Source organism: Peptoniphilus rachelemmaiella (assembly GCF_943169845.1).
In the GTDB taxonomy this organism is placed as follows: domain Bacteria; phylum Bacillota; class Clostridia; order Tissierellales; family Peptoniphilaceae; genus Aedoeadaptatus; species Aedoeadaptatus rachelemmaiella.
This window is the reverse complement of record NZ_CALPBW010000003.1, coordinates 73,060-83,776: the sequence shown is the minus strand read 5'-3', so window position 1 is coordinate 83,776 and position 10,717 is coordinate 73,060. Positions and strand designations below refer to the sequence as shown.

General features: G+C 51.4%; 10 protein-coding genes. 9 read left to right on the top strand and 1 reads right to left on the bottom strand.

Annotated features, from left to right (window positions below; translation table 11 throughout):
• Nucleotides 1-21 precede the first annotated feature (21 nt).
• The 9 genes from KO087_RS01995 (at nt 22) to ftsH (ending at nt 7,704) form a co-directional block, all read left to right on the top strand.
• The gene (locus KO087_RS01995) at nt 22-1,074 is read left to right on the top strand and encodes a peptidylprolyl isomerase (protein WP_215507182.1); all 1,053 of its coding nucleotides are present in this window, start codon (nt 22-24) and stop codon (nt 1,072-1,074) included.
• A 169-nt stretch (nt 1,075-1,243) separates the two neighbouring features.
• A complete protein-coding gene (locus KO087_RS01990) occupies nt 1,244-2,524 on the top strand; it encodes a MazG nucleotide pyrophosphohydrolase domain-containing protein (protein WP_215507180.1) in 1,281 nt (426 codons plus the stop codon).
• A gap of 9 nt (nt 2,525-2,533) precedes the next feature.
• Nucleotides 2,534-2,812: an HU family DNA-binding protein gene (locus tag KO087_RS01985; protein WP_148474261.1), complete on the top strand. Its 279-nt coding sequence runs from the start codon at nt 2,534-2,536 to the stop codon at nt 2,810-2,812.
• A gap of 40 nt (nt 2,813-2,852) precedes the next feature.
• The gene (locus KO087_RS01980; protein WP_215507178.1) at nt 2,853-3,101 is read left to right on the top strand and encodes an RNA-binding S4 domain-containing protein; all 249 of its coding nucleotides are present in this window, start codon (nt 2,853-2,855) and stop codon (nt 3,099-3,101) included.
• 45 nt (nt 3,102-3,146) lie between these two features.
• Nucleotides 3,147-3,476: an FtsB family cell division protein gene (locus KO087_RS01975; RefSeq protein WP_215507176.1), complete on the top strand. Its 330-nt coding sequence runs from the start codon at nt 3,147-3,149 to the stop codon at nt 3,474-3,476.
• A 3-nt stretch (nt 3,477-3,479) separates the two neighbouring features.
• Nucleotides 3,480-3,890 (top strand): S1 RNA-binding domain-containing protein, encoded by a 411-nt coding sequence (locus KO087_RS01970; protein ID WP_215507174.1) that lies wholly within the window; start codon nt 3,480-3,482, stop codon nt 3,888-3,890.
• Between the two features lie 45 nt (nt 3,891-3,935).
• Nucleotides 3,936-5,219, top strand: coding sequence for a tRNA lysidine(34) synthetase TilS (gene tilS, locus KO087_RS01965; RefSeq protein ID WP_215507172.1), 1,284 nt, complete (start codon nt 3,936-3,938; stop codon nt 5,217-5,219).
• Nucleotides 5,180-5,743, top strand: a complete 564-nt coding sequence (gene hpt / locus KO087_RS01960) for a hypoxanthine phosphoribosyltransferase (RefSeq protein ID WP_215507170.1) — start codon at nt 5,180-5,182, stop codon at nt 5,741-5,743. Before tilS ends, hpt begins: the two co-directional genes overlap by 40 nt.
• A 53-nt stretch (nt 5,744-5,796) precedes the next feature.
• Nucleotides 5,797-7,704 (top strand): ATP-dependent zinc metalloprotease FtsH, encoded by a 1,908-nt coding sequence (gene ftsH / locus KO087_RS01955; RefSeq protein WP_215507168.1) that lies wholly within the window; start codon nt 5,797-5,799, stop codon nt 7,702-7,704.
• Nucleotides 7,705-7,776: 72 nt separating this feature from the next.
• Here ftsH and KO087_RS01950 read toward each other — a convergent pair whose 3' ends face one another.
• Nucleotides 7,777-10,650 carry an insulinase family protein gene (locus KO087_RS01950; RefSeq protein WP_215507166.1) on the bottom strand — a complete coding sequence of 958 codons (2,874 nt, stop codon included), beginning with the start codon at nt 10,648-10,650 and terminating at the stop codon, nt 7,777-7,779.
• Nucleotides 10,651-10,717: the final 67 nt, after the last annotated feature.

Genomic DNA, 10,717 nt, shown 5'->3' with positions numbered 1-10,717 from the left:
AAAAGTAAGGAAAGGATATTTATGACTATTAAAACTACATTGAAAAAAATCGGTGTCGTCTGCTTGGCAGCGACGGTTCTCTTAACCGGTTGCGGCAAAAAAGATGTCGCCGCCACGGTAAACGGCAAGCCCATTACCATTGAAGATTACGAACGGGAATACAAGATGCAGGCTAAACAAGCCATGGCACAATACGGCGACGGTTTCCTCATGCAAAAGAGCCCTGACGGCAAACAAACCATGGGCGAAATTATGCGTCAAAACACCCTGGACAATTTGGTTCGCTTCGAAATCTACAAACAAGATGCCGAAGAAAAAGGCATTAAGATCACGGACAAAGATGTCGACGGCGAATACAAGAAAATGGTCGATATGTACGGCGGCGAAGAAAAATTGCAAGACGCCCTGAAAGAAAACGACTTAACCGTGGATCAAATGAAAAAATACATGAAGACCAATCTCCTCATGCGACAATACCAAGAAAAAATGCTGAAGGAATTGGAACCCACGGAAGAAGAATTAAAGGCTTACTACGACAAGCACAAAGACGAGTTTAAAACTGCCGAAGCCAGCCACATTTTGGTCAAGACCAAAGAAGAAGCCGAAGCCATTAAAAAAGAATTGGACGGCGGCGCCGACTTTGCGAAACTGGCCAAGGAAAAGAGCTTGGATACAGGCAGCGGACAAAACGGCGGTTCCCTGGGGCAATTCACACCGGGCCAAATGGTGAAGGAATTTGACGAAAAAGTCTTCTCTATGAAACCCGGCGAAATTTCCGATCCCGTCAAGACCCAATTCGGCTACCACATTATCAAGCTTGAAAAAATCACCAGCGATTTCAAGGGCGCGAAAGACGCCTTAAAAGAAGCGGTCATTCGTGACAAACTCAAGGCATACAACGAAAAGCTCGAGAAAAAAGCCAAGGTTAAACGCACGGTGAACACGGCGAAAGACATTCCCGTCGAACCGGTGAAAAAAGCCGAAGCGCCTAAAGATAAAGCCAAAGGTGAAGCCAAGGCACAAAACAGCCAAGCCAAAGGCGAAGCAAAAAAAGCAAAAGAAGAAAAGAAGTAAATCATCGATCAAAAGAAACAGCTTGTCGCGAGACGGGCTGTTTTTTTACAAATGATACAAGGAAAGGATGAAAAGCCGTATAAATGGCTTCATTGGGCTAAAAAATCCTTTTTTAACTAGACAAAGGCCGCCGTGAATAGTACAATAACTAAGGTAAAAGGGGGACGTCATGGGAAAGTTACGAATTGTCGGTCTCGGTCCGACCAACGAAAAAGACCTTACGGTAAAAGCTTTGGAGGCCATTCACGACGAGTCGAAAAAATTTCTCAGGACGGAAGCGCACGATGCCGTTGCGTATTTTCACTCCCATCACATTCCTTACAAAAGTTATGATTACCTGTACGAGACCTTGGATGATTTCGACGCCATCTATCGGGCCATCGCCGACGATCTTTTAGAAGCGGCGAAGACCGAAGATATCAGTTATTTCGTCCCCGGTCATCCTTTAATCGCGGAAAAGACGGTGGTCTATCTTCTCGAAGAGGACCCGAGCATCGACATCGTCGACGGATTAAGCTTTATCGAGCCGGTACTGGCGGCGGTAAAGAAAGATCCCATCGACGGCATGAAGATCATTAACGGCGACGACTTCACCGATCTGGATTTTGATTTGCACGTGGACACCATCGTGACCCAAGTGTATAATCTTCGGATCGCAGGGGAGTTGAAGTTGGCCCTGGCCGAGCTGTACGGCGACGAGCACGAGGTTTTCGTCCTCTCTCACGCCGGGCACGAAGACAAGGCCTTTGTCGAGAAGCGGCCCGTGTATATGCTGGATCGCTTCGACGACTACGGTTACGAAACCAGCCTCTTTATTCCCGCCACCGACGCGTACAAAGATGTCAAAGACGTTATACGATTGATTCGACGGCTTCGCGGCCCGGAGGGTTGCCCATGGGATGGGAAACAAACCCACGAGAGCATGAAGGCCCATTTAATCGAAGAAGCGTACGAAGCGGCTTATGCCATCGATTGTAAGGATGACTTCGCCATGGAAGAAGAACTTGGCGATGTCCTTTTTCAAGTTGTTTTTCACGCCGAATTGGCGGCGCAAGAAGGCACTTTTACGTTGGCGAGTTTGTCTGAAGCTCTGGTAGAAAAAATGATCCGTCGTCATCCCCACGTCTTTAAAGGCGGGGCGAGTGATTGGGAAGCCATGAAATCGAAGGAGCGGGGCGAGCAAAGCTTGGCAGAGAAACTTCGTCATTACGAGGGACTGCCGGCCATCATGCGGGGGCAGAAAATCCTGAGTCGTTTGCCGAAAGAGGCCCTTCATTTCTCTGTTTTGGATGGGATGGATGAAGACAGCCGACGAATCGTCGAAGGACTTATCAAACTGTTGATCGATGCCGAACATCTTGGAATTGATGCGGAGAGCGCCTTGGCTACGGCCCTTGGTCGGCTCACCGACGCCCTTTCCGATGAAGGCGACGAACATAAAAATATTTAGGAGGCTATGATGAACAAATCTGAACTTATTTCCAATATCGCTGAAAAGAGCAACTTATCCAAAAAAGACGCTGAAAACGCATTAAACGCTTTCTTGTCCACCATCGAAGAAAGCTTGGCTGAAGGCGACAAAGTGCAATTAGTCGGCTTCGGTACCTTCGAAGTTCGCGATCGCAAAGCTCGCGAAGGCAGAAACCCGAGAAATCCGGAAGAAGTTATTAAGATTCCCGCATCGAAGGCTCCGGTCTTCCGCGCAGGTAAGGCATTAAAAGAATCGGTCAATAAATAATCCACGGGCCCTGAAGGGCCCTTTTTTTAAAGGAGAATGCATGCGCATCGACAAGTATTTAAAAAACGCACGAATCATTAAAAGACGAACCGTAGCCAAGGAGGCCTGTGACGGCGGCCGCGTCAGCATTAACGACAAGACCGCCAAGGCAGGCGACGAAGTGGCCGTCGGCGACATCGTCACCGTGCAGTTCGGCAACCGCAGCCAAAAGGTGCGGGTATTGGACATCAAAGACAATGTTCAGAAAAAAGGTGCCGAAGATCTCTACGAAATCCTGTCGGACGATTGAAAAGATCGCCGAAACGTGCGATACTAGTAGTATCGAGGTGAGTGCATGGCAAAGGTTCGAAAAGTTCACAGAGTTCCCGTTCAAACGGCCCGTTGGGCGATCATCGCCGTGGCCGTCCTTTGCGTTGCCGTCAGTTTCAATACATGGAAAGAAACGCGCCAAAAAGAAGCCATTATGCGGGAGAATCAAAAGAAAATTGAAGCCCGTTCCAAAGAAATAAAAGCGACGGGGCAGTCCATTCGAAACAGCGACAGCATGGAATTTGCCGAAAAAGTGGCCAGGGAAGATCTGGGCATGGTAAAACCCCGGGAAGTTATTTATGTGGACAAGGAAAAAGATCGCACGAAAAGTATCAATGAGGAGGACACAAGGTAATCTATGGCAATTGAAGTAGGAGCTATATTAGAAGGCGTGGTCACGGGTATCGTGAAATTCGGCGCATTCGTACAACTCGACGAGGATCACAACGGACTGGTACATATTTCGGAAATTTCCGATGAATACGTCAAGGAAGTCTCGGATCATTTGTCCAAAGGGCAAAAGGTTAAGGTCAAGGTGCTTACCATCGAAGACGGCGGAAAAATCGCCTTGAGCATGAAACAGGCCCAACCGAAATCGGAACAAAAAAAGCCCCTTCCCCAGGCGGTTCAACTGAACAGAGAAGTCCATAAATCCGATGCGTCCAGCTTCGACGACATGTTGAGCAAATTCATGAAGGTCAGCAATGAAAAGATTGAAAGCGCCAAGCAACGTCGAAATGTAAGACAGGGTAAGACCAAGAGAAGATAAAGTATGCGTCGCCGAGCGACGCTCTTTTTTTGAACGGAGGCCTTTGTGGAAGATCTATTTAAGGGCATCATCCATGAAAACAGCCACGTCCTCGCGGCGTGCTCCGGCGGGCCGGATTCCATGTACCTGCTCTATCTTTTAAAAGAGTACCGAAAGCATTGCCCCTTTGATTTAAAGGCGGCCCATTTGCATCACGGCCTGAGGGAGACGGCGGACAGGGACATGGCCTTTACGGAAGACATTTGCAAGCGTTGGGGCGTGCCCCTTGTCGTTGAGCGGGCCGATGTGGGCGCCTACGCCCGAGAAAATAAATTAGGCACGGAAGAGGCGGGGCGCGAATTGCGCTACGATTTTTTCCGTCGCCACAAAGCCCCCGGCGGGCTCATCGCCTTGGCCCACCACTTGGACGATCAGGTGGAGACCATGCTCCTGAGATTGATTCGAGGCACGGGCCTAAAGGGCATGGCGGGCATGAACGTGTTGGAAGGCGATCTCTTTCGTCCCTTGCTTTCCATGACCAAGGAGGCGATTTTATCGGCCCTCGCCGAAAAAAACATTCCCTATGTGTTGGACGAGACGAATTTTGAGCCCACCTACTCGCGAAATCGCCTGCGGCTTTCAATCGTGCCCGAGATGAAGGCCATTAACCCCGCCTTTGACCGGGTCATGGCCTCTTTTCGGGCCATGGCGGAAGAGGATGAAAGCTATCTGTCCGGGGAAGGGGCGAAGCTCTACGCCGCCCTCGCAAGGGAAGATAACGGATCCGTCTTCTTCGATGAGGCGATCTTCCGCGCCCCCGACGCCCTAAGGCGGCGCGCCTTTCGCCTGGGGATTGAAAAGGTGAGGGGCCATGTGAAAAACATCAGCTACGAGCACATTGCCGCCATCGACGAATTAGAACATACTCAGACGGGCAAGGGGCTGGATCTTCCCGGCCTGCGCGTGGAAAAAAGCTACGGCACCGTCGCCTTTTTCATTCCCGAGGAAGAAAGCAAAACCGAGGCGGAAGCTAAGTTAGTCGACGGCAGGGCCGAGTTTATGGGCCACCGCTTCTATTTAGGCGACGGAGAGGATTTTATTTATGTCAAAGATCCCGCAGGCGTGGTGATTCGCAGCAGGCGCCCCGGCGATGTGATTCGCCTGAACGTGGGCCGCAAGAAAGTAAAAGATGTATTTATCGACGCAAAAATCGAACGCAGACGACGCGACCGCTGGCCCGTCGTTACCGAGGCGGGCGAAGTGGTGTGGGTCGTAGGACTCAGAAAAGCCGAGAGGCAGGAGGAAAAATCATGGCAGAAACTCGCGTGGATTCCATTGAACAAGATGTAGCAGAAATATTGGTATCGAAAGAAGAAATTATGGCAGCCGTTGCGCGCATCGGCAAGGCCGTAACGGAAGATTTTCGCGGCGAAAATTTAATCGTCATCGGCATTTTAAAGGGCGCTTTTGCCTTTATGGCGGATTTAATTCAAGCCATCGATTTGCCCATGGAAATCGACTTTATGGACGTCTCAAGCTACGGCACTTCCACCACCTCCAGCGGCGAGGTGCGGATTTTAAAAGACCTTTCCACCACCGTGGAAGGGAAATCCGTTTTAATCGTGGAAGACATTGTGGATACGGGGCTCACCCTGAGCTATTTAACGAAAGTAATGGAAAGCCGCGGCGTAAAAAAAGTCGCCATCGCCACCTTGCTCACCAAGCCGTCTCGCAGGGAGCGGGCGGTGAATGTAGACTATATCGGCTACGAAGTAGCGGATAAATTTGTCGTGGGCTACGGCATCGATTTTGCCGAAAAATATAGAAACCTTCCTTATGTCGGCGTATTAAAGCCGGAAGTGTATGAGAAATAACTCGGCAAATTATGATATACTGACAGATACGATAGCAGAGGAGGTTTGTACTATTGAATAGAAAATGGAGCGGCGTCGCCTTTTATCTCGTGCTTCTCGGCATGCTGATTTTCGGCATCTACTTTATGAATCCGTCTCAACGTTCGACGGAAGAGATCAGTTACACGAAGCTTGTGGAAATGATTCAAAAGGATCAGATCAAGTCCATCGACTTAAAAGGTTCTGAAGCTCTGGTTACGAAGAAAAATAAAGACGTTTTCCGGGCGAATATTCCTCCGGTCATCGGCGATTCTTTTTACGATCAATACCTGAAGGGGCCCGTGGAAAAGGGCGAAATCGCTCTGTCCTCCACGCCGGTGAATCCCCAAGGGCCTACCATCGCCAGCTTCCTGCCCACCTTTGTGGTCATGTTGTTTATGGGCTATTTATTCTTTAGCTTTATGCGCTCCCAACAGGGCGCCGGCGGCCGCATGATGAATTTCGGCAAGAGCAAGGCCCGGGTTATGGAAGACGACGAAACGAAAAAGATCACCTTTAAAGATGTGGCGGGGCTGAAAGAAGAAAAGGAAGAGCTCTCGGAAATCGTGGATTTTCTGAGAAACCCCAATAAATTCGTCTCCATGGGCGCCAGGATTCCCAAAGGGGTACTCCTCGTCGGCCCGCCGGGTACGGGGAAGACCTATCTCTCCAAATCCGTGGCAGGCGAAGCGAAAGTGCCGTTTTACATTATGAGCGGTTCCGACTTTGTGGAAATGTATGTGGGCGTCGGCGCAAGCCGCGTGCGGGATCTTTTTGAGACGGCAAAAAACAACGCCCCCTGTATTATTTTTATCGACGAAATCGACGCCGTAGGGCGCAGACGGGGCGCGGGTCTCGGCGGCGGCCACGACGAGCGCGAACAGACGCTGAATCAATTGCTCGTGGAAATGGACGGCTTCGGCACCAATGAAGGGGTCATCGTCATGGCAGCCACCAACCGCGCCGACATTTTGGACCCGGCCCTCTTGCGTCCCGGCCGTTTTGACCGCCAAATTTACGTGGGCCTTCCCGACGTGCGGGCGCGAAAAGAAATTTTAGAGCTCCACGGCAAGAAAAAGCCTTTGGCTGAGGACGTGGACATGACCGTGGTGGCTAAGCGTACGGCGGGCTTCACCCCGGCGGATCTGGAAAATCTCATGAACGAGTCGGCCCTTTTGGCGGCTCGGGCGAATCTAAGAAAGATCCCCATGGACATCGTCAACGAAGCCAGCATTAAAGTGGTGGCCGGTCCCGAAAAGACCAGCGCCGTCATTAAAGAAAAAGAGCGCAAGCTGACGGCGGTACACGAAGCGGGCCACGCCGTGGTTTCCAGAATGCTCCCGGGCTACGATTCGGTGCACATGATCACCATCATTCCCCGCGGGCGTGCCGGCGGCTTTACGGCCTTTTTGCCCGACGACGACATTATGCACTTCACCACAAAAACGGAAATGCAAAATGAATTGGTGAGCCTCTTAGGGGGACGGGTGGCGGAAGATTTGGTCCTCGGCGACATTTCCACCGGCGCCTCCAACGACATCGAGCGGGCCACGAAGCTCGCCCGTGAAATGGTCACCACCTACGGCATGAGCGAAAAGATCGGCACCTTAACCTACGGCAGCGATTCCGATTCAGTTTTCGTCGCGAGGGACATGAGTCACACCAAGGATTATTCCGAAGAAGTGGCCGCCGAAATCGACGAAGAAATGCGCCGCTTTGTAGGGGATGCCTACAACAAGGCGAAGGGCCTTTTGAAAGAAAATATGGATACCTTGCTTCGGGTTTCCGACGCCCTTTTGGATCGAGAAACCATTAGCGGCAAGGAATTCGAAACCCTGTTTAACGGCGGCAGCCTCACCGACGATCCCTTGGGAACCGGCGAGCGCATCGAGAAAGACGATCTTTCCCACGAAGCCTCCGAGGCCTTAAACGAAGAAAAGTAAAGCAAAAGCATTCGGGCAACCGAGTGCTTTTTTGTTTGCGGGCATAAAAAAATCCCCTCGGGGGGGATTTCTTTATCGATTTAAACTTTCGTAGCGATCGAAGGCATCGGCTTCTTTCAGTGCGGCTTCGGAGCCCATGGCGACCATTTGCTCTTCCGCCATTAAGGCGTCCAGCATATCGCCGTAGCCCCTTAAGGCTTCCACGGTGGTGGCCAGGGCCTCACGGCGAAGGGCCTCAAGGGATTCGACGCCGGTGCCGTTTAAGAACCGCTTAAAGTCCAAGATGCCGTAGGCGGCGGGGGCCATGTGGGGATCGAAGGTGTTCATGACGCCGATGATCATGTCCGCCAAGTCTCTGTCGGAAAGCTCCAGGGCGCGGAGGAAATCGCCGATGGTGTCGTAGGCTTGAATGGTTTCTTTTACATGGGGATCGCGATAGGAGTAGGTGGCCACATTGCCGCTTTTTGCAATGCGAATGCCGGCACCGTAGGCGCCGCCCTTGGCGCGGATTTCCCGGTGCAAATAGAGATTGCTGATGACATTGGCAAGGACGGCCATATCGCCGGTGTAGGCTTTATTTAGGGCCTTAAAATTGCCGCCCTTGGCAATGTAGTTGACTTGGGAATTTAGAGTAAAGGCTTCTCGCACCTTTTCCGGTTTAAAGGCCACGGTGTAGTCTTTCGCGCCGAGGTGTTTGAAGGATCGCAGGAAAGGCGCGATGGCCTCTTCCGCCGCTTTCAAATCCTCTTTCTCGGCGATGAGATTGGCGGTGAGGCGATCTTTTGCAAAGAGCTTTTTCGCCACGTCTTCGAGCTTTTTCCCGGCGGCGGCGTAATCTTTTTCATCCACCAAATCGCAGACGAAGTCGAAGAAGGCCAGACCGTTCATGATGTCATCCACATAGGCACCCTCACTGAAGTGGGTGCGCACGCGATTGGAGACGATGAGGTGGCCCGATTGCAAGAGGGTGTTGGCGATGTCCGCCTTGAGCCCCTCTAAAATGGTCTTGAGCCTGTTGGCGTCGGTTAAGCGGCTCTTCGTAAGGATTTCATCCAAGACGGCGTAGCCTCTTTGAAGCTGCCGCGGTAGGGCACCGGTGGAGATAAAGAAGTAGGGCTTATATCCGTCGTCGGTTTCTTCCACCGGCGTATCGAAGGTGAAGCCGCCGCCGGAGAGGAAAATTTCCGTTTCCAGCGCCGCCTCGTCGTAATTTTCTGTGGCCACTTTCGTCAAGACTTCCCCTAAGAGAGAGGCGTAGGCCAATTCGTCTTCCGACAAATGGCCCATGTCGAAGGCCAGATTTGTGTAGACGATGCCGTTGGTATTCAGCGGATTTTCCGTCAGGGTCACCTTCTCGATCTCCGTGACGGTCCGTGGAATTTTCGTAATGCCCTCGCCTAAATCCTTTAGATCCAATTTCGGAATGGTGGCCTTGGCTTCGGCAGAATCCGGCGCCATTTGGTACGCCCTCAGGTCCTCGACTAAGGTTTCGATGTCTTTTCTCTCCGATTCGGAAAGGGCCGCAAGTTTCGCCCGTTGTTTTTCGGCGAGTGCCGCCTCTTCTTTTTTCTGTTTGCCGATCTCCGGTGCCACATTCATAAAGATGCGGTGGGTGGGCTCGAGGAAAAATTCCCGGATCTTTTCTTGGTAGTAGGTCGTGCCGATTTTTTCACGGAGCTTTTTCAAAAGGGGCAAGAGTTCCAAACCGTCCAAGGGGCTTTGGCCGTAGAGCCAGGTGTTTAAGGCGCCGATGTAGGAAATTAGATCGGCGTGGCTGCCGCCGCCGCGGCGCACGGTAAATTCAAATTTTTCAAGGGTCGCTTCAAGGACATCTTCGTCGATGCCTTCCTCGGCGTAGCGGGTGAAGGTGTCCGTGACGATGGATTTAAATTCTTCGAAGCGATGTTCATCGGCGCGGTAGGCCACCACGGAAAAATCCCAGGTGTTGGTGGCGGAAAGCTCCGAGTACACATCTTCGCCGATGCCCGCCGCCTGCAGCGGCTTTTTCAACAGGCCGTTTTCCGATTCGATGAAGAGCTCTTGGAAGAAATTGCGCAGAAGAAGATCTTCCGGCGCGGGATCCACCTTGGCGGTAAGGGCGAAGGCGAAGTAATTTTTCCCCGCGGGATCTTCCCCTTCACTTAAATCGTAGGTCTCGTGAAATTCCGCGAGGCCGTCGTAGAAATCGTGGCCGACAATGGCCGAGGCGGGGTCCTTGTAATCGAAGTGGCTTAAATAGTTTTTGTCTAAATAATCCAAGCGCTCGTCGAAATCCAAGTCGCCGGCGAGAAGAATGTAGCTGTTGGACGGGTGGTAGTAGCGTCCGTGGAAAGTCAAAAAATCCTCGTAGGTGAGCTCGGGAATATTTTTCGGATTGCCGCCGGAATCGTGGGAATAGGTGCCCGTCGGGTGGAGCTTTTCGCGAATCATGTCGCTGATGCGATTGTTGGGATCGGAGTAGACGCCCTTCATTTCGTTAAAGACCACGCCGTTTGCCACGAGACGATCGTCTTGAATCTCCGGATGCCAACCTTCTTGGTAAAAGATCTTCGGATTGTCCTTCATGGCCGGGTAAAAGACCGCGTCCAAATACACGTCCATGAGCTGGTTGAAATCCTTGTCGTTGCGGGAGCTAATGGGGTAGAGGGTCTTGTCCGGATAGGTCATGGCGTTTAAAAAAGTCTGCACACTGGATGCCACCATGTCCATAAACGGCTCCTTGGTCTTGTATTTTCTCGATCCGGACAAGGTGGAGTGTTCCACAATGTGAGCGACGCCGGTGGAATCTTCCGGCGGCGTTTTAAAGCCGATGGAGAAAGTTTTGTTGTGGTTTTTATTGTCGATTAGGAGGACTTCCGCCCCCGTCTGATTGTGTTTTAAAAGAGAAACCTCGCCGTGTAATTCGTCGATGGCTCGCTTTTCGATTAATGTATAATTTCTGTTCATAAATTCACTCCTATTCCAATGATTCATACCCGAAGCAGGCGGTAAAAATCAAAAATAGCGTTAAGAT

Coding starts and splice junctions, on each gene's coding strand:
- KO087_RS01995 (WP_215507182.1), top strand. CDS start 22: ATGACTATTAAAACTACATTGAAAAAAATCGGTGTCGTCTGCTTGGCA.
- KO087_RS01990 (WP_215507180.1), top strand. CDS start 1,244: ATGGGAAAGTTACGAATTGTCGGTCTCGGTCCGACCAACGAAAAAGAC.
- KO087_RS01985 (WP_148474261.1), top strand. CDS start 2,534: ATGAACAAATCTGAACTTATTTCCAATATCGCTGAAAAGAGCAACTTA.
- KO087_RS01980 (WP_215507178.1), top strand. CDS start 2,853: ATGCGCATCGACAAGTATTTAAAAAACGCACGAATCATTAAAAGACGA.
- KO087_RS01975 (WP_215507176.1), top strand. CDS start 3,147: ATGGCAAAGGTTCGAAAAGTTCACAGAGTTCCCGTTCAAACGGCCCGT.
- KO087_RS01970 (WP_215507174.1), top strand. CDS start 3,480: ATGGCAATTGAAGTAGGAGCTATATTAGAAGGCGTGGTCACGGGTATC.
- hpt (WP_215507170.1), top strand. CDS start 5,180: ATGGCAGAAACTCGCGTGGATTCCATTGAACAAGATGTAGCAGAAATA.
- KO087_RS01950 (WP_215507166.1), bottom strand. CDS start 10,650: ATGAACAGAAATTATACATTAATCGAAAAGCGAGCCATCGACGAATTA.